The organism is Pseudoxanthomonas kaohsiungensis (genome assembly GCF_010211765.1).
GTDB classification, from domain to species: Bacteria; Pseudomonadota; Gammaproteobacteria; order Xanthomonadales; family Xanthomonadaceae; genus Pseudoxanthomonas; species Pseudoxanthomonas kaohsiungensis.
The window spans coordinates 54560-71483 of the sequence record NZ_PDWO01000004.1; the positions used below are offsets into that span (position 1 = coordinate 54560).

Here is a 16924-nt window from a genome sequence, read left to right on the forward strand (position 1 = left end):
CTGCCGGCCGTGGCATTCGGGGGGTGTTGACACCGCGAAAGTTTACGCATGTAATCGGATAAAGTTTACAGGTGTAAACGGAGGCGGCATGGATACGACCCCGATCAGCGATGCCGAGGCGATGGTGATGGAAGTCCTGTGGGGCGCCAGCCCGCGCAGCGCCGAGGAGGTGATTGCGGCATTGGCCGACAGTACCGGCTGGGCCGAACCGACGATCAAGACCCTGCTCAACCGCCTGCTCAACAAGGGCGCGATCAGCGCGGAAAAAGACGGGCGCCGCTACCTGTATTCGCCGGTCCTGCGGCGCGAAGTCTGGGTGCAGCAGCAGAGCGAAGGCCTGCTGGCGCGGCTGTTCGGCGGCCGGGTGGCGCCGCTCGTGGCGCATTTCAGCGAACGCGGCCAGCTGTCGGCGGCCGACATCGCCGAGCTCAAACGGCTGGTTTCCGAGCTGGACGATGGCAGGGAGGCCGACGATGGACGCTGAGCTGATCGCCGCACTGGTCGAAGCGACAGTAGCCGGAAGCGCGGCCATGCTGCTGGTGCTGGCCCTGCGCCGGCCCGTGCGCGCTGCGCTGGGTGCCAGCGCCGCCTACGCATTATGGTTGTGCGTGCCGATGGCGCTGCTGGCGGTGTTGCTGCCACGCGGCGCGGACGCGGCGATGGCGCTGCCGGTGGCCTGGCAGATCGGTCCGGCGGTCGCGGTCGTGGCATCGGCCCAGCCGCAATCGGGCATGGACTGGCAGGCGATGCTGGCGTCGCTGTGGCTGGTCGGCGCCCTAGCATCGGCACTGCTGCTGGCCTGGCAGCAGCGTCGTTTCCGGCGCGCACTCGGCCTGCTGCGCAGGCGTGAAGACGGCCTGTACCAGTCCACGACCGCCACGGCGGGACTGCCTGCCGTGACCGGCGTGCTGCGGCCTCGGATCCTGTTACCGGCCGATTTCGAGCGGCGCTACACCGCGCAGGAACAGGACCTCGTGCTGCAGCACGAACGCCTGCACGTACGCCGTGGCGACCTGGTCGCCAATGCACTGGCTGCATCGTTGCGCTGCGTGTTCTGGTTCAACCCGCTGCTGCCACCCGTGCTGCGCCGCTTCCGGCTCGACCAGGAGCTGGCCTGCGACGAGCGGGTGATTGCACGCAATCCGCGCGCCCGTCGCCCCTACGGCGAGGCGATGCTCAAGACCCACTTCGACGAACTTCCCCTGCCGCTGGGCTGCCATTGGCAGGCGCAGCATCCGATCAAGGAGCGCATCGACATGCTCAAGCGTCCCACGCCGTCGCCCTTGCGCTGGATGGCGACCATCCTGCTTGCGACGGGCCTCACCGCTTCGGTCGGCTACACGGCCTGGGCGGTGCAGCCGGGTGCAGGCGCTGTATCGACTGACGGAACCGGGCAATTCGTGATAGCCAGGCAAGCCACTTATGACGGAGTGACAGGCGGGCTGCTGGTCCAGCAGGTGAAGGCGGGCGAACCGGCTGGTGCGGTCATGGGGACGGGGAGCGGTCAGTGGGCCACTACGGTAGTGGCAACGCCGGGGCCGCAACCAGGCACCACCTACCTGCGCTTCGAGCTCAAGCAGGGCGACCCTGGCGCGCTTGTCGCGCAGCCTTCCGTGCTGGTCCATGACGGCGAAGCTGGCGCCATCGAGCATCGCGATGCCTCGGGGAAGATTGTGTACCGGCTGGTGTTTCGCGTCCTGCCCGTTAGCGGCACGGACGGAGAAACACAACAGCGCATGCGCCAGTTGCTCGCGAAGGGTGGAGTCGCCGGCGGGGGCGCCGTGGACGAGCAACCACGAGCTGATGGCACGGCGGCCGCGACGGCATCAGTCGAGCAGCGCATGCCGCCGCCAGAGTACCCCGTCGAAGCTGCCAGGCAGTACATCGGCGGCGAGGTCGTCCTGCTGGCCACTGTGGGCCCGGATGGCGTCCTCCGGGACATACAGGTGGAAAGCGCCACGCCGGAAGGCGTGTTCGAGGAGACGTCACTGGCGGCGGCGCGGAAGTGGACTTACCTGCCTGCCATGCAGGGCGGCAGGCCGATCGAAGGGCGCGTGCGCATCCCGATCACCTTCGAGTCCATGCCGTCTGGCGAGGAACCGGAAGCGGGCGAGGTGGACTGAATGTCATGCATGCGCTTGCTTGGAAGCGTAAAACCTGTTGGCCTGATGTCGCTGGCCGCCGCTGTTTGCCTGCTCGCCGCCTGCACCACGCGTACCGCTGCCGTGGACCAGCGACTGATCCTGCCCGAAGGCAGTGCCCGCTACGACATGGCGGACAACCAGGCTTTCGCTTTCCCTGAGCCGCGCGACAATGAGACGCCAGGGTTCCCGGATGATTTCGGGCCGCACGAGTTGGCTCCCACCACGCTCTGCGCGAGTTTCGTGATCGATGCGGCCGGTGGCGTGGGCAAGGTAAAGCTGCTGGAGGATCCGGGCTGCGTCGCCCCCGAATTGCAGCCTCAGCTGGGCAGGGCGGTGCTGGAGGCGGTCTCGGCCTGGCACTACAAGCCAGCCGCGTTCTGCGACTACCCGGACGCGGCCACGCGCGACCGTGACTGGAACGGCGTGGGCTGTGCCGGTGCGGTCGCCGAGACGCGGCCGGTAGCGGTCACCCTGGCGTACGCGTTCACCTTTGAGGTGCGCAACGGACGGCAGCGGGTCGGTGCGGCGCAGCGCAAGGAGTGATGCGGCGGTTGGCGAGTGACGTGTGGAACCGGCGGACGGCCAGGCTCAATCCAGCACGTGCACCGCATCGGCCAGCCGCCGCACCTCGTCGGGGTGGTGGCTGACGTAGAGCATCGGCAGGCGCACTTCGTCGCGCACGCGCTGCAGGTAGGGAATGAGTTCCTCGCGCCGCGCCTGGTCCAGCGCGGTCAGCGGCTCGTCGAACAGCAGGATCGCCGGTTGCGACAGCAGGGCGCGGCCGATGGCCACGCGCTGGGTCTCGCCGCCGGAGAGGTTCGCGGTGCGCCGCGCCAGCAGGTGGCCGATGCCGAGCAGGTCCACCACGGCGTCGAAGCCGAAGCGCGACTGCGCATCGCCATGGCGTCCGTAGCGCAGGTTGCGCGCCACGTCGAGGTGGGGGAACAGGCGCGCATCCTGGAACACGTAGCCGATGCGGCGGCGGTGGGTCGGCATGTCGATCCCGCGCGCGCTGTCGTAGAGCACGCGGTCGTCGATGCGGATGTGGCCGGAGACCGGCTGCACCAGTCCGGCGATGGCGTTGAGCACGGTGGTCTTGCCCGCGCCTGAAGGCCCGGCCAGCGCGACCACGCGTGCCTGCTCCTCGATGCCGACGTGGCGCTGGAAGCCGCCGCGGCGCAGGTGCAGGTCGAGGCTCAGCATGGGCCGAACCCGCAGCATGCCGGTGCGTCCGGATGGCGGAGCCGAAGGCCCTGCGACAGGCTCATGCTTCTTCCTCCGCGCCCCGCTGCCGCCGCACCAGCCACTCCGACAGCAGCAGTGCACCCAGCGAGATCAGCAGCGAAACCGCGGCCAGTCGCCAGATGCCGGCCTCGCCGCCCGGCACCTGCATCAATCCGTAGATGGCCGCGGACAGCGTCTGCGTCTCGCCCGGGATGGCCGAGACGAAGGTGATGGTCGCGCCGAATTCGCCCAGCGCCTTGGCGAATGCCAGGGCCGCGCCGGCTACCAGCCCGGGCCAGGCCAGCGGCAGGGTCACGGTGAGGAACACCCGCCAGGGTGCGGCGCCGAGCGTGGCGGCGGCCTGTTCGAGCTTGCGGTCCACGTTCTCGATCGACAGCCGGATCGCGCGCACCATCAGTGGGAAGCCCATCACCGCGCAGGCCAGCGCCGCGCCGGTCCAGCGGAAGGCCAGGGTGATGCCGAAGGTGTCGTGCAGCCAGCGACCGGCGGGCCCCTGGTTGCCGAACATCACCAGCAGCGCGTAGCCCATCACCACCGGTGGCAGCACCAGCGGCAGGTGCACCAGCGCGTCGAGCAGGGCCTTGCCGGGGAAGCGGCGCCGCGCCAGCAGCCAGGCCACGGCCACGCCCAGCGGCAGGCTGGCGAGCGCGGCGACCATCGCGACCTTCAGGCTTACGCCGATGGCGGTCAGCTCCGCGGGCGAGAACCAGTCCAAGGCCTCGCCTCAGTCGAGTACGTCGAAGCCGCGGCGCTCGAAGATCGCGCGCGCCGCAGGCGAAGAGAGCCAGCGCACGAAGTCGCGCGCAGGAGCGGGTGCGGCCGCCAGCGCCGCGACCGGATACACGATGGGCGGATGGCTGCCGGAGGGGAAGGTCGCGACCACGCGCACGCGCGGCTCGGCCTTCGCGTCGGAGGCGTAGACGATGCCCAGCGGCGCCTCGCCGCGTGCCACCAGCATCAGCGCCGCGCGCACGCTTTCCGTCTCCGCCAGGCGCGCGGACAGGCCATTCCACTGCCCGAGCGATTCCAGCGCGGCGCGGCCGTACTTGCCGGCCGGGACCGACGCCGTCTGGGCGATGGCCAGGCGGCCCTCACCGAGCGCGGCGGCGATGGCGCCGGGCCTGGACAGGTCGACCTTGCCGGCGCCGGCCTGCGGCGCGACCAGCACCAGCCGGTTGCCCAGCAGGTGGCGGCGGCTGCCGGCATCGATCCGGTTGCGTCGCTGCAGGTAATCCATCCACTCCAGGTCGGCGGAAGCGAACACCTGTGCCGGCGCGCCCTGTTCGATCTGCCGCGCCAGCGCCGAACTTGCCGCGTAGGACACGCGCACCGGCGTGCCGGTGGCCTGCTGGTAGGCGGCAGCGGCCTCGTCCAGCGATTCCTTGAGGCTCGCGGCGGCGAACACGGTCAGCGGCGCGCGTTCCGCCGACCGCGCCGGGGCGGGCGATGCGAGCATGCCCATTCCCAGCGCCAGCATGGCCAGTGCGCGCAACAGCGGAATGGTCGTGGCAGGCATGCGGTCGTGCTCCGGTGGGGCGTTGCGGCGGAATGTCGTGGCGGTGCCGGCGTCGGCCGACGCTAGCGACCGGTTGCGAATGCCTCGTTGAGCGTGGCGGCCAGCCGCGCGCCGCCCAGCCGCAGCTGCGTTTCGGCCGTGGGCAGGTGCGCGGCGACGTAGGCGTCGCCGATCACGTGGCCGGACGGATAGAAGCCCGGCGTGGCGACCAGCCGGCAGGACTGTTCGGCCCACAACTGCGGTGCGCGCGGCGGCAGTGGCGGCACCGGCGCTGGCGCCGGCAGGGCACGCAACCGTGCCAACCAGGCGTCCTCGTCCAGGCGCTGCGCGTTGAGCATGCCGCTGTCCCATAGCGAATGCAGGTTGCTGCCCTTGCCGCGCCAGTTGACCTGGTAATCGTTGCCGCCGCGATCGTCGGCATGGCCGGCATGCAGCGGCTGGTGCACGTCGCCGACGAAGTGGACCACGAACTTCAATGCCTGGCGGCGTTCGGCATCGCTGCGGCTCGGGTCGGACAGGATCGCGGTCTGCTCCTGGATCGCGGTGACGACGCAGTTGCCGCCGGGGCAGTCGCGTACCGCGTCGAACGCGCAGTCCGGATCTCCGATGTTGACGTAATGCCAGCGCGACGAACGCTTGCCCAGCCCGGGATCGTTGGCGCGCAGTTCGTCGGCCCAGTTGGCGATGCCGGCCAGGGTGGGGTCCGCTTCGGCCTGCAGCAGCCGGGCGATGCCGGCGCGTGCCTCGGGCGTGAGGTCGGCGTCGGCCAGGCGTGCCACCAGGCGGTGGCCGAGCGGGCCCCACGCATGGGCGGGCAGGGCGAAGGACAGGGCGAGCAGCGCCGCCAGCCAGCGCGACGGGCGGCGCGTGGGGGGTGCGGAGGGATGCGACGGGTGGGTCATGCCCCCACTTTAACCGACCGGCCTTGCGGCCCCCGCCGCAGGCGGTCGCATCCCTCCGCTGGGGAATCGCATGAAGTCAGAACTTCATGACATAAGCGGCGCCGTACACCAGCGGGTCGATGTTGGCCGTGCCCAGGCGCGCGCCGTCGACGCGGACGCTGCTGTCGATGTCGATCCAGCGCACGTCCACGCGGACGGCGGCGTTCTCGCTGACGCGGAAGTCCAGGCCTGCATGCGCGGCCAGGCCCCAGGAATCGCCGAGCTCCAGCTCGGTGCCTTCCAGCGCGCCGCGGGTGTCCTCGCTGAAGAACGTGGTGTAGTTCAGGCCCACGCCCACCAGCGGCGAGACCACGCCCTTGTCGTTGAAGTGGTACTGCAGGCTGAACGTCGGCGGCAGGTGCTTGGTGCTGCCGACCCGACCCACGCCCTTGACCGAGATGTCGTGCTGGAACGGCCAGGCCGCCAGCACTTCAATCCCGAGGTTGTCGCGGATGAAGTACTCGAAGGTCAGGCTCGGCTTGGCGTCGCTGCCGACCGACAACGGCAGGGTGCCCCCGGCCAGGGTGCCGTTGTCCGACTTGGGGTCGACCTGGTGCACGCCCAGGCCCAGGGTCCAGTCTCCGGCGGACTGGGCGAAGGCGGGGGCGGCCGCGACGGCCAGGCCGGCGGCGAACAGGACGGGGAGGAGCTTCTGTTTCATGGGTAAGCGCTCGTGGCGTGTGGAGTTCGGCGCCAGTGTCCCGCCGCCGCGCGCCGCGCGCCTTGATCGCAGTCAAGGCGGCCGGCCGGCCCGGGCGGCGGTGCTAGAATGGCCACCCCGCTTCAACCCTTTCCGTCCTTCTTTTTCCACCACGGGCCGCGCGCGCCGCGGCGTCAGGAGTCTTCAGCAATGGCGATCAAGGTTGGCATCAACGGCTTCGGCCGCATCGGCCGCAACGTGCTGCGTTCGGCGGTGCAGAATTTCGGCAACGACATCGAGATCGTGGCGATCAACGACCTGCTCGAGCCGGATTACCTGGCCTACATGCTGCAGTACGACTCCGTGCACGGCCGCTTCAAGGGCGAGGTCAAGGTCGAAGGCAACACCCTGGTCGTCAACGGCAAGAAGATCCGCCTGACCCAGGAGCGCGATCCGGCCGCGCTGAAGTGGGACGAAGTCGGCGCCGAAGTCGTCATCGAATCCACCGGCCTGTTCCTGGACAAGGTCACCGCGCAGAAGCACCTGGATGCCGGCGCCAAGAAGGTGATCCTGTCGGCCCCGTCCAAGGACGACACGCCGATGTTCGTCTTCGGCGTCAACCACGAGACCTATGCCGGCCAGGCGATCGTCTCCAACGCCTCGTGCACCACCAACTGCCTGGCCCCGCTGGCCAAGGTCATCAATGACAAGTGGGGCATCAAGCGCGGCCTGATGACCACCGTGCACGCGGCCACCGCCACGCAGAAGACCGTCGACGGCCCGAGCAACAAGGACTGGCGCGGCGGCCGCGGCATCCTCGAGAACATCATCCCGTCGAGCACCGGCGCGGCCAAGGCGGTCGGCGTGGTGATCCCGGCGCTGAACAAGAAGCTGACCGGCATGAGCTTCCGCGTGCCGACCTCGGACGTGTCGGTGGTCGACCTGACCGCCGAGCTGGAGAACCCGGCCAGCTACGAGGAGATCAAGGCCGAGATCAAGGCGCAGAGCGAAGGCGCGCTGAAGGGCATCCTCGGCTACACCGAGGACAAGGTGGTGGCGACCGATTTCGTCGGCGACACCCGCACCTCGATCTTCGACGCCGACGCCGGCATCGCGCTGGACCCGACCTTCGTCAAGCTGGTGGCGTGGTACGACAACGAGTGGGGCTACTCCAACAAGTGCCTGGAGATGGTCCGCGTGGTCGCCGGCAAGTAAGCGGCGGCACGCCGCGGCGTAAGTTGCACCGGAAAGGGCGCCGCAGGGCGCCCTTTCGCGTTTAACGCGGCGCTTACGGACGGCGTCGCGGCCTTGCATTCCCGCCGCGCATCGCCGACGCTGCCGGCGCCATGGCCGGCAGGGATCCGCCGGCCACCGCTGCGCGACGCGTACCGATACGGACGGGGGAGGAATGGACGACGTGGCAGGGATACTCGTGATCGTGGGCCTGGCCTTGCTGGCCATGCCGGTGTTGCTGGTCGTCGCGCTGGTATCGCTCTCCTCGCTGAAGGGGCGCGTGGCCGAACTCGAAAGGAACCTGGCGGAGCTGCGGTTCGCGGCCGAGCGTCCGTCCGTGCGCGAAAGTGGCGCGGCGGCGGCTCCGCGCGATCCGGCGGTGCCGCCGGGTCCACAGCCCGCATCGGCGGCCGGCGATGCCCCGACCCTGTCCGAACTGATGCGGCGGCAGGCCGGCGACGCCACCGCGCCGGCCGCGCCGGCGGTACCCGCACCGCCGCAGGCGCCCGTCGGACCGCCCGCCACGCCCCCGACGGCGTCCGCGACCGGTGCCGCCGCCTCCGCGCCCCCGCCGTTGCCGCCGCCGGGCCCGCGGCAGGAGGCCGCCCGGGAGACGGTCGACGATACCGCGCGCGCGCGCGCGGCCACGGCCTCGGCGCGCATCGCCCATGGACGCGCCGCGCCGGCGGAGAACGCGCTGCTGCGCATGGTCAAGCGCTGGTTCACGGTCGGCAACGTGCCAGTCAAGATCGGCATGCTGGTGCTGCTGGCGGGCGTGGCCGCGCTGCTGAAGTACGCCAGCGACCAGGGCCTGTTCGTGCTGCCGCTGGAACTGCGCCTGGCGGCCGTGGCGGCCGCGGCGCTGGGCGCGCTGGTCTTCGCCTGGCGACGCCGCGACAGCAACCGCATCTTCGCGCTGAGCCTGCAGGGCGGGGCGATCGGCGTGCTGCTGCTGACCGTGTTCGCCGCCTTCAAGCTCTATGGCGTGATCGACCCGGGGCCGGCGTTCGCGCTGAGCGTGCTGCTGGTGGCCGGCATGGGACTGCTGGCGGTGCTGCAGGACGCCAAGGCGCTGGCGGTTTTCGCGCTGCTCGCCGGCTTCCTCGCGCCGCTGTGGCTGTCGACCGGCAGCGGCAACCATGTCGCGCTGTTCTCGTACTACGCGCTGCTCAACGCGGCGATCGTGGCCATCGCCTGGTTCCGTGCCTGGCGCATCCTCAACCTGCTCGGCTTCCTCTTCACCTTCGGCATCGGCAGCCTGTGGGGTGCCAGCGCCTACACGCCGGAGAAGTTCGCCAGCACGCAGCCGTTCCTGCTGCTGTTCTTCGCGTTCTACCTGGTCGTGCCGATCCTGTTCGCGCGGCGGCAGCCGGCGGGGCGGCGCGACCTGGTCGACGGTTGCCTGGTGTTCGGCACGCCGCTGGTGGCATTCACGCTGCAGGCCGGCCTGATGGACGGCCTGTTCGCCGATGGCAGCCGCATGCCATTGGCGCTGTGCGCGCTGGGACTGGCCCTGCTGTACGCGGCATTGGCATGGGTACTGCTGCGCCGCGCCGGCTACCGGGTGCTCGGCCAGTCGCATGCGATCCTGGCGGTCGGCTTCGCCACCCTGGCCGTGCCGCTGGCGCTGTCGGCACGCGCCACCGCGAGCGTGTTCGCGCTGGAAGGCGCCGGCCTGGTCTGGCTCGGCCTGCGCCAGGGGCGTGGCCTGCCGGTGTTCAACGGCAGCGCGCTGCAGCTGGTGGCCGCGTGCGCGTTGCTGCTGGGTGCGGTCGACGATGCCGCGGGCGACGCCCACCTGCTGCTCAATCCCACCGCCATGGCCGCGCTGCTGGTCGCGCTGGCGGGGCTGGCCAGTGCGTGGGCGGCGCGCCTGCACGGTGCGACGGTGCGGGCGGTGGCGTTCTACCTGTGGGGCCTGCTCTGGTGGTGCGGAAACGGCGTCCACGAGATCGACCGGTTCGTCGAGCCCGTCGCACGGGCGGACTGGTTGCTGGTGTTCGCCATCGCCACGGCCTGGCTGGCGGCGGAAGTCCACCGCCTGAGCCCGGCGCGTGCGCTGGCGTGGACCGTGGCGGGCGGTTTCGCGGCGGCCCTGCCGCTGACATTGGCACAGCACGCCGCGCATTCGCATGCGTTCGGCGGCGACTACGGGCTGGTGGCCTGGGTGGCGTTCGCGCTGCTGGGCCTGCGCAGCCTGGCCTGCCTGCGCGGGGACGCGAGCCGCCTCGCCAGCCTGGCGCAGTTCGCCTGGTGGCTGGCCTGGGCGATGGTGCTGTCGCTATGGGCCGGCTGGTGGTCGTCGCACGCCGGCCTTGCGCAGGGCTGGCATCTAACCCTGGGCCTCGCCCCGTGGCTGGTGCTGGTCGCGCTGGCGCTGTGGCGCTGGCAATGGCTGGCGATCCCGCGCGGTGCACTGGCCGATGGCGCGCGCACGCCGCTGCTGTGCGTGGCGTTTGCGGTGGTCGCGCTGGACTGGCTGCTGGCCTTGCGCCAGGCCGCGCCGTCCGCGCCACTGCCGTGGCTGCCGCTGCTCAATCCGGCCGAGCTCGTCCATTCGCTGGCCCTGCTGCTCGCCGCGGCATGGCTGTGGTCGCCTTGGGCGCCGCAGGCGCTGCGGCCTCTGCGCATGGCAGTGGTCGCCGCCGTCGGGTTCGTGCTGCTGAGCGTGAGCACGCTGCGTGGCGTGCACCACTGGGGCGGCGTCGCCTGGGAGCCGGGCCTACTGTCCAGCAGCCTGGCCCAGACCAGCCTGACCGTAACCTGGAGCGTGCTCGGCGTGATCGGCTGGATCACCGGTTCGCGCCGCGGCCGCCGCGGCCTGTGGCTGGCCGGCGCGCTGCTGATGGGCGTGGTCCTGGCCAAGCTGCTGCTGGTCGACCGGCAGCACCTGGGCGGCATGCTCGGTATCGTCTCGTTCATTGCCTATGGGGTCCTGTGCACCATCGTCGGCTACCTGGCGCCGGCGCCCCCGCGCATGCCGGGCGCATCGGCTGGGGAGTCGCACGCATGACGCTTCGCACGGGAGCCGCCGGAACGAGGATCGCCGCCTGGCTGGCGGTCGTGGTTTCGCTGGTGATGTCCGTGGTGGCCAACGCCGCATCGCGCGACGATTACGCGCGGCAGTGGCCGCTGACCCTGGGCCAGGAGGAAAGCGGCGCCTACCGCGTGCTGCTGGACGAGGCGGTGTACCGCAGCGCCAGCCAGGCCGCCCTGGTCGACGTGGAGGTGTTCAACGCGCAAGGGCAGCCGCTGCCGGCCGCGCTGCTGTCGCCGGCGCAACCGCTGGCGCAGGCGCCGCGCACGCTGGCGCTGCCGTGGTTCCCGTTGCCGGCGCTGGATCCGGCCGCCGGTGGCGGCGACCTTCGCCTGGTGGCCGAGCGTGACGAGGCCGGCGGCATCGTCCGCATCGAGGCCGGCGTGCCGCCGCGCGACGCCGCGGTCGCGGTGCCGGGGCAGTGGCTGGTCGACGCCAGCCCCCTGCGGGAACCGGTGCGCGCGCTGCGGCTGGAGTGGGAGCGGCCACGCGAGTCGCTGCAGGCCCGCTACCGGGTCGAGGGCAGCAACGACCTGCGCCAGTGGCGCACGCTCAACGAAGGCACCACCCTGCTGGACCTGGAGCGCGGCGGCGAGCGCCTGCGCCAGGGCCGGATCGAACTGGACGGGCAGGCGCGCTACCTGCGCCTGCTGCCGGTGCGGCCCGGTCCCGGGCTCTTGCCGGTGCTCAGCGGCGTGGCCGGCGAGCTGGAGCCGCCGCCGCCGCAGGCGCGCTGGGAGTGGGTGGAACTCGAAGGCCAACGCCGCAGCGAAGGCGGCCGCGAGTACTTCGAGTTCAAGCTGCCCGGACGCATTCCGGTCGAGCGCGCCGACGTGCGCCTGCCGGGCAACAACGCGGTGGAATGGACCCTGCACAGCCGCGAACGCGGGGACGCCTCGTGGATCTGGCGGGCCGGTCCGTGGATGGCGTTCCAGGTGGGCGCTGGCGCGGGGCAGGCCAGCCAGTCCGATCCCCGGCCGCTGGCGATGGTCGTGCGCGACCGCCAGTGGCGGCTGGGCGCAGGCAGCGCGGTCGGCGCGCAGGCGCCGGTGCTGCGGCTGGGATATCGCCCCGAAGTGATGGTGTTCCTGGCCCAGGGCGAACCGCCTTATGCGCTGGCCGCCGGCAGCGCCAATGCCCGGCGTGCCGATGCGCCGATCCCGGCACTGCTGGAGGCTTTGCGCCGCCAGCGCGGTGCGGGATGGCAACCCGCACCGGCCTACCTGGCTCCGGAGCCGGAGGAGCTGGCCGGCGAACGCGCCTTGGCGCCGCAGCGGCAGATCGACTGGAAGAGCCTGCTGTTGTGGGCGCTGCTGGTCGGCGGCGCGGTGCTGGTCGCCGCGCTGGGCCTGAGCCTGTTGCGGCAGCCGCCGCGCGATTGAGCCTGGTTTGCCGTGGCGGCGCGCGGGCGGGACAATGCCGCTCCCGCGCCGGCGGCGACGCGTTTCGTTTCCGGCGCAACGGCGCCCGTGCCACGCGTGCCCGCGGCGAACCGCCGCTTCCCAACTGAATGATGAGAGCCCAACGATGACGATCCTGCGGATGACCGACCTCGACCTCGCCGGCAAGCGCGTGCTGATCCGCCAGGACCTCAACGTGCCGATCGAGCAGGGCAGGATCACCTCCGAACAGCGCATCACCGCCTCGGTGCCCACGCTCAGGCTCGCGCTGGAGAAGGGCGCGGCGGTGATGGTGACCTCGCACCTGGGCCGGCCGAAGGAAGGCGTGTGGAGCGAGGCCGATTCGCTGGCCCCGGTCGCTGCGCGGCTGTCGCAGCTGCTGGGCGTGGACGTGCCGCTGGTGCGCGACTGGGTCGACGGCGTCGAGGTGCGGCCGGGCCAGGTCGTGCTGCTGGAGAACTGCCGCATGAACGTCGGCGAGGGCAAGGACGACGAGGCGCTGTCGAAGAAGTACGCCGCGCTGTGCGATGTGTTCGTGATGGATGCGTTCGGCACCGCGCACCGCGCCCAGGCCTCGACCCATGGCGTGATCCGCTTCGCCCCGGTCGCCGCCGGCGGCCCGCTGCTGATGGCCGAACTCGACGCGCTGGACAAGGCGCTGGCCAGCCCGGCGCGGCCCTTGCTGGCGATCGTGGCCGGCAGCAAGGTCTCGACCAAGCTCGAGCTGCTCACCAGCCTGGTCGGCAAGGTCGACCAGTTGATCGTCGGCGGCGGCATCGCCAACACCTTCCTCGCCGCCACCGGGCATCCGGTCGGCAAGTCGCTGTACGAGGCGGACCTGCTGGACACGGCGAAGAAGATCCTCGCCGACGCGAAGGCGCGCGGCGCCGACATCCCGCTGCCCAGCGACGTGGTCGTGGCCAAGGCTTTCGCCGCCGATGCCCCGGCCACGGTCAAGCCGGTGGGCGAGGTCGCCGACGACGACCTGATCCTGGACATCGGCCCGCAGACCGGTGCGCGCTACGCCGCGCTGATCGCCGCCGCGGGCACGGTGGTGTGGAACGGGCCGGTCGGCGTGTTCGAGTTCGATGCGTTCGCCGGCGGCACCGAGGCGGTGGCGCGGGCGATCGCCGCATCCAAGGCGTTCTCCATCGCCGGCGGCGGCGACACCCTGGCGGCGGTGGACAAGTTCGGCATCGAGCAGCAGGTCAGCTACATCTCCACCGGCGGCGGCGCCTTCCTGGAGTTCCTCGAAGGCAAGACCCTGCCGGCGGTGGCGGCGCTGGACGCCCGCGGCGGCTGACGCGCGGGCACGCGCCGGCACGGCGGCCGATCGCCTGACCGGTCGCCGTGTCTTCGACTAGAAAAACCGGTCCGGCGCAGCGCGCCGGACGGCAGGTGAATCAGCGGTGGAAATCGCCGGCCGCTTCGGGCTGGTAACGCACCGAGCGCACGCGCAGCTTCAGGGTGCGCCCACCGGGCGCTTCCCACTCGATCGACTGGCCCACCGACAGGCCCAGCAGGGCGCTGCCCACCGGCGCCAGCACCGAGACGCGGCCCTTCTCGACGTCGGCTTCGTTCGGGTAGACCAGGGTGAGGACGTGGTCCTCGCCGGTGGCGATGTCTTCGCACTCCACCCGCGAGTGCATGGTCACCACGTCGGCAGGCACGCGCTCGGGCGGCAGCACTTCGGCGCGGTTGAGCTCGTCCATCAGCGCGATCGCGGCAGGATGGCGGCTGAGCACGGGCGAATCGAGCAGGGCTTCCAGGCGCGCGAGGTCGCGGCTGGAGATGATCAGGGAGGGCGGCAGGCCGCTGGTGGGCTGGTTGGACATGGTGTTCCTCTGGGGTGGGCGCGCCGGGCGCGCATGAAGAAAAGGCGGCGCGTTTCCGCCCCGCCCCGGGTATCTGGGTTGTGCGCAAACCGTAGCCCGTAACCGGCGCGGTTTCAACCGCGTCCGGGGTGGCCGATCGCCTGCGTTCAGCCCCAGTCGCTGCGGGGCGCCGGGGCGGTCGTGGCGGCCTGCTGCAGCGGCGCCGGATCGCCGGCGTCGGGGGCGAGCAGGCCGGGGGGCAGGTCGGCGAACACCCGCGCCAGGCGGGCCAGGAAGCCGGCCATGGCCGAGCTGCGCCGCCAGACCATGGCGATGCTGCGGCTGGGATGGGAGTCGGCGAATCGCAGCAGGTGGATGTTGTCCGAGCGCGCCACCGGGGGCTTGATCGCCAGGGTCGGCAGCAGGGTCACCCCGACGTTGGCCGCCACCATCTGCCGCAGCGTTTCCAGGCTGGTGGCGCGGAACTCGGTCCGCTCGTGCGCGCCGGAGAGGCGGCACACGTCCAGCGCCTGTTCGCGCAGGCAGTGGCCGTCCTCGAGCAGCAGCAGGCGTTGTTCGGCCAGTTCGTCCAGGGTGAGCGCATCGCGGCGCGAGAGCGGGTGGTTCTCCGGCACGGCCAGCACGAACGGTTCCTCGAACAGGAACTCGGCATGCAGCTGCTCGTCGTGCACGGGCAGGGCCAGCACGGCCGCGTCGAGCTTGCCGTCGCGCAGGCGCGCGAGCAGTTCGTCGCTCTTCTCCTCGACCAGCAGCAGCTCCAGCTGCGGGAAGCGCGCACGCACCCGCGGCACCACGTGCGGCAGCAGGTAGGGGGCGAGGGTGGGGAAGATGCCCAGGCGCACGGTGCCCGCTTCCGGATCCTTGCTGCGGCGCGCGGCCTCCTTCATCTGCTCGACCTCGGCCACGATCCGGCGCGCGCGCTCGGCGGCCTCGCGGCCGGCCGGCGTGAGCATCACCTTGCGCGGCGCGCGCTCGACCAGCGGCACGCCCAGCTCGTCCTCGAGCTTGCGGATCTGGGTGGAGAGGGTGGGCTGGCTGACGTGGCAGGCCGCGGCGGCGCGGCCGAAATGCTTCTGGTCGGCCAGTGCCACCAGGTATTTCAGGTCACGCAGGTTCATTGCCGGTCGCCCTCCCGGAATGCGCGTCGGTGGTGGTCCGCCCCGCACGCGGGGCCGACCACGGAAGCCACTCTACCCTGTGCGCCGGCGTACCGTGGACCGGCGGCCCACGGCGACGCGCTCACGCCGCCTCGGCGACCGCCTCGGCCTTCGGGGCCGAGGTGCGGATCAGGTGGTCGAAGGCGGCCAGCGCGGCCTTGGAACCTTCGCCCATCGCGATCACGATCTGCTTGTACGGCACGGTGGTGCAGTCGCCCGCGGCGAACACGCCCGCCACGCTGGTCTGGCCGCGCTCGTCGACGATGATCTCCCCGCGCGGGCTCAACGCGACGGTGCCCTTGAGCCATTCGGTGTTGGGCAGCAGCCCGATCTGGACGAACACGCCCTCCAGTTCGATCCGGTGCGAGTCGTGGCCGACGCGGTCGGTATAGACCAGCCCGGTGACCTTCTGCCCGTCGCCGAGCACCTCGGTGGTCTGGGCGCTGGTGACCACCCGCACGTTGGCCAGGCTGCGCAGCTTGCGCTGCAGGACCTCGTCGGCGCGCAGCGCACCGTCGAACTCGACCAGGGTGACATGGCTGACGATGCCGGCGAGGTCGATCGCCGCTTCCACGCCGGAGTTGCCGCCGCCGATCACCGCCACGCGCTTGCCCTTGAACAGCGGGCCGTCGCAGTGCGGGCAGTAGGCCACGCCCTTGTTGCGGTATTCGTCCTCGCCGGGCACGTTCATCTGCCGCCAGCGCGCGCCGGTGGACAGGACCACGGCCTTGGACTTCAGCGAGGCGCCGTTTTCCAGCCTGATCTCGACCAGGCCGTCGTCGCCGGCCGGCAGCAGCGCGGTGGCGCGCTGCAGGTTCATCACGTCGACGTCGTACTCGCGCACGTGCTGCTCGAGCTGCGCGGCCAGCTTCGGGCCTTCGGTGTGCGGCACCGAGATGAAGTTCTCGATAGCCATGGTGTCCAGCACCTGGCCGCCGAAGCGCTCGGCCGCCACGCCGGTGCGGATGCCCTTGCGCGCGGCGTAGATCGCCGCGGCCGCGCCGGCCGGGCCGCCGCCGACGACGAGCACGTCGAACGCGGGCTTCTTCGCGATCTTCTCCGCTTCGCGCTTCGCGGCGCCGGTATCGAGCCTGGCGACGATCTCCTCCAGGCCCATGCGGCCATAGGCGAACAGCTCGCCGTTGAGGAACACCGCCGGCACCGACATCACCTGTCGCGACTCGACTTCCTGCTGGAACAGCGCGCCGTCGATGGCCACGTGCCTGATCTTCGGATTCAGCACCGCCATCAGGTTCAGCCCCTGGACCACGTCCGGGCAGTTCTGGCAGGACAGCGAGAAGTAGGTCTCGAACGCGAACTCGCCGTCGAGCGACTTCACCTGCTCGATCACCTCGGCCGCCGCCTTGGACGGATGGCCGCCGACCTGCAGCAGCGCCAGCACCAGCGAAGTGAACTCGTGGCCCATCGGCAGGCCGGCGAAGGCCAGCGAGATGTCCTGGCCGGGGCTGGTCACGGCGAAGGAGGGCTTGCGCTGGGCGTCGTCGCGGCGCACTTCCAGGCTGACCTTGGGCGAGAGCGCTTCGATGTCCTGTAGCAACTGCAGCATCTGTGCCGAGCTGTCGCCGTCGTCGAGCGAGGCGACCAGGTGCACCGGGCGGGTGAGGCGCTCCAGGTAGGCCTGGAGCTGGGTCTTGAGGCTGGCGTCCAACATGGCGCGACTCCTTGGGGGAGGAATGGTCCGGCAGTGGCGGGCACGGTTGCCCGTTGCGTGTCCGGGGCGCCGGACACGGTGCGGCGTAGGAGTGGAAGGAAGCC

Annotated in this window: 15 protein-coding genes; 7 read left to right on the top strand and 8 right to left on the bottom strand. The window is 71.3% G+C overall.

Translation table 11 applies throughout. The features are described 5' to 3' along the window. Nucleotides 1-88 precede the first annotated feature (88 nt). Genes CSC66_RS05845 through CSC66_RS05855 form a run of 3 tightly spaced genes read left to right on the top strand, consistent with a single transcriptional unit; the run spans nt 89 to nt 2687 of the window. Nucleotides 89-484, top strand: a complete 396-nt coding sequence (locus CSC66_RS05845; protein WP_162376464.1) for a BlaI/MecI/CopY family transcriptional regulator — start codon at nt 89-91, stop codon at nt 482-484. Beyond that, nucleotides 474-2123 (top strand): TonB family protein, encoded by a 1650-nt coding sequence (locus CSC66_RS05850; RefSeq protein WP_162376465.1) that lies wholly within the window; start codon nt 474-476, stop codon nt 2121-2123. The genes CSC66_RS05845 and CSC66_RS05850 overlap by 11 nt, the downstream gene beginning before the upstream one ends. Before the next feature lie 45 nt (nt 2124-2168). Continuing rightward, nucleotides 2169-2687 (top strand): energy transducer TonB, encoded by a 519-nt coding sequence (locus CSC66_RS05855; protein ID WP_162376466.1) that lies wholly within the window; start codon nt 2169-2171, stop codon nt 2685-2687. A 45-nt stretch (nt 2688-2732) separates the two neighbouring features. Here the strand turns inward: CSC66_RS05855 and modC are convergent, their stop codons facing one another. The 5 genes from modC to CSC66_RS05880 form a co-directional block, all read right to left on the bottom strand. Next, complete coding sequence (modC, locus tag CSC66_RS05860; protein ID WP_162376467.1) at nt 2733-3347, bottom strand: molybdenum ABC transporter ATP-binding protein; 615 nt, start codon at nt 3345-3347, stop codon at nt 2733-2735. Nucleotides 3348-3408: 61 nt separating this feature from the next. Continuing rightward, nucleotides 3409-4104 carry a molybdate ABC transporter permease subunit gene (gene modB / locus CSC66_RS05865; RefSeq protein WP_162376468.1) on the bottom strand — a complete coding sequence of 232 codons (696 nt, stop codon included), beginning with the start codon at nt 4102-4104 and terminating at the stop codon, nt 3409-3411. 9 nt (nt 4105-4113) lie between these two features. Further along, entirely contained in the window at nt 4114-4905 is a 792-nt protein-coding gene (modA, locus tag CSC66_RS05870) for a molybdate ABC transporter substrate-binding protein (RefSeq protein WP_162376469.1), read from the bottom strand. Nucleotides 4906-4967: 62 nt separating this feature from the next. After that, nucleotides 4968-5807 (bottom strand): S1/P1 nuclease, encoded by an 840-nt coding sequence (locus tag CSC66_RS05875; protein WP_162376470.1) that lies wholly within the window; start codon nt 5805-5807, stop codon nt 4968-4970. A 76-nt stretch (nt 5808-5883) separates the two neighbouring features. Then, complete coding sequence (locus CSC66_RS05880) at nt 5884-6507, bottom strand: OmpW/AlkL family protein (protein WP_162376471.1); 624 nt, start codon at nt 6505-6507, stop codon at nt 5884-5886. Between the two features lie 189 nt (nt 6508-6696). On the opposite strand from CSC66_RS05880, the gene gap reads away from it, so the two are divergent. The 4 genes from gap (at nt 6697) to CSC66_RS05900 (ending at nt 13459) form a co-directional block, all read left to right on the top strand. Beyond that, nucleotides 6697-7701 carry a type I glyceraldehyde-3-phosphate dehydrogenase gene (gap, locus tag CSC66_RS05885; protein ID WP_162376472.1) on the top strand — a complete coding sequence of 335 codons (1005 nt, stop codon included), beginning with the start codon at nt 6697-6699 and terminating at the stop codon, nt 7699-7701. 244 nt (nt 7702-7945) lie between these two features. Beyond that, nucleotides 7946-10732 (top strand): DUF2339 domain-containing protein, encoded by a 2787-nt coding sequence (locus CSC66_RS05890; RefSeq protein WP_425501033.1) that lies wholly within the window; start codon nt 7946-7948, stop codon nt 10730-10732. Then, nucleotides 10729-12138, top strand: a complete 1410-nt coding sequence (locus CSC66_RS05895; protein ID WP_162376474.1) for a DUF3999 domain-containing protein — start codon at nt 10729-10731, stop codon at nt 12136-12138. Before CSC66_RS05890 ends, CSC66_RS05895 begins: the two co-directional genes overlap by 4 nt. A 145-nt stretch (nt 12139-12283) precedes the next feature. Beyond that, nucleotides 12284-13459, top strand: a complete 1176-nt coding sequence (locus CSC66_RS05900; RefSeq protein WP_162376475.1) for a phosphoglycerate kinase — start codon at nt 12284-12286, stop codon at nt 13457-13459. Between the two features lie 100 nt (nt 13460-13559). Here CSC66_RS05900 and rnk read toward each other — a convergent pair whose 3' ends face one another. The 3 genes from rnk to ahpF form a co-directional block, all read right to left on the bottom strand. Beyond that, nucleotides 13560-13991 carry a nucleoside diphosphate kinase regulator gene (gene rnk, locus CSC66_RS05905; protein WP_162376476.1) on the bottom strand — a complete coding sequence of 144 codons (432 nt, stop codon included), beginning with the start codon at nt 13989-13991 and terminating at the stop codon, nt 13560-13562. A 146-nt stretch (nt 13992-14137) separates the two neighbouring features. Further along, nucleotides 14138-15109 carry a DNA-binding transcriptional regulator OxyR gene (gene oxyR, locus CSC66_RS05910; protein ID WP_162376477.1) on the bottom strand — a complete coding sequence of 324 codons (972 nt, stop codon included), beginning with the start codon at nt 15107-15109 and terminating at the stop codon, nt 14138-14140. A 121-nt stretch (nt 15110-15230) separates the two neighbouring features. Continuing rightward, nucleotides 15231-16820, bottom strand: coding sequence for an alkyl hydroperoxide reductase subunit F (gene ahpF / locus CSC66_RS05915; protein WP_162376478.1), 1590 nt, complete (start codon nt 16818-16820; stop codon nt 15231-15233). Nucleotides 16821-16924 lie beyond the last annotated feature (104 nt).

Coding starts and splice junctions, on each gene's coding strand:
- CSC66_RS05845 (WP_162376464.1), top strand. CDS start 89: ATGGATACGACCCCGATCAGCGATGCCGAGGCGATGGTGATGGAAGTC.
- CSC66_RS05850 (WP_162376465.1), top strand. CDS start 474: ATGGACGCTGAGCTGATCGCCGCACTGGTCGAAGCGACAGTAGCCGGA.
- CSC66_RS05855 (WP_162376466.1), top strand. CDS start 2,169: ATGTCGCTGGCCGCCGCTGTTTGCCTGCTCGCCGCCTGCACCACGCGT.
- modC (WP_162376467.1), bottom strand. CDS start 3,347: ATGCTGAGCCTCGACCTGCACCTGCGCCGCGGCGGCTTCCAGCGCCAC.
- modA (WP_162376469.1), bottom strand. CDS start 4,905: ATGCCTGCCACGACCATTCCGCTGTTGCGCGCACTGGCCATGCTGGCG.
- CSC66_RS05875 (WP_162376470.1), bottom strand. CDS start 5,807: ATGACCCACCCGTCGCATCCCTCCGCACCCCCCACGCGCCGCCCGTCG.
- CSC66_RS05880 (WP_162376471.1), bottom strand. CDS start 6,507: ATGAAACAGAAGCTCCTCCCCGTCCTGTTCGCCGCCGGCCTGGCCGTC.
- gap (WP_162376472.1), top strand. CDS start 6,697: ATGGCGATCAAGGTTGGCATCAACGGCTTCGGCCGCATCGGCCGCAAC.
- CSC66_RS05890 (WP_425501033.1), top strand. CDS start 7,946: ATGCCGGTGTTGCTGGTCGTCGCGCTGGTATCGCTCTCCTCGCTGAAG.
- CSC66_RS05895 (WP_162376474.1), top strand. CDS start 10,729: ATGACGCTTCGCACGGGAGCCGCCGGAACGAGGATCGCCGCCTGGCTG.
- CSC66_RS05900 (WP_162376475.1), top strand. CDS start 12,284: ATGACGATCCTGCGGATGACCGACCTCGACCTCGCCGGCAAGCGCGTG.
- rnk (WP_162376476.1), bottom strand. CDS start 13,991: ATGTCCAACCAGCCCACCAGCGGCCTGCCGCCCTCCCTGATCATCTCC.
- oxyR (WP_162376477.1), bottom strand. CDS start 15,109: ATGAACCTGCGTGACCTGAAATACCTGGTGGCACTGGCCGACCAGAAG.
- ahpF (WP_162376478.1), bottom strand. CDS start 16,820: ATGTTGGACGCCAGCCTCAAGACCCAGCTCCAGGCCTACCTGGAGCGC.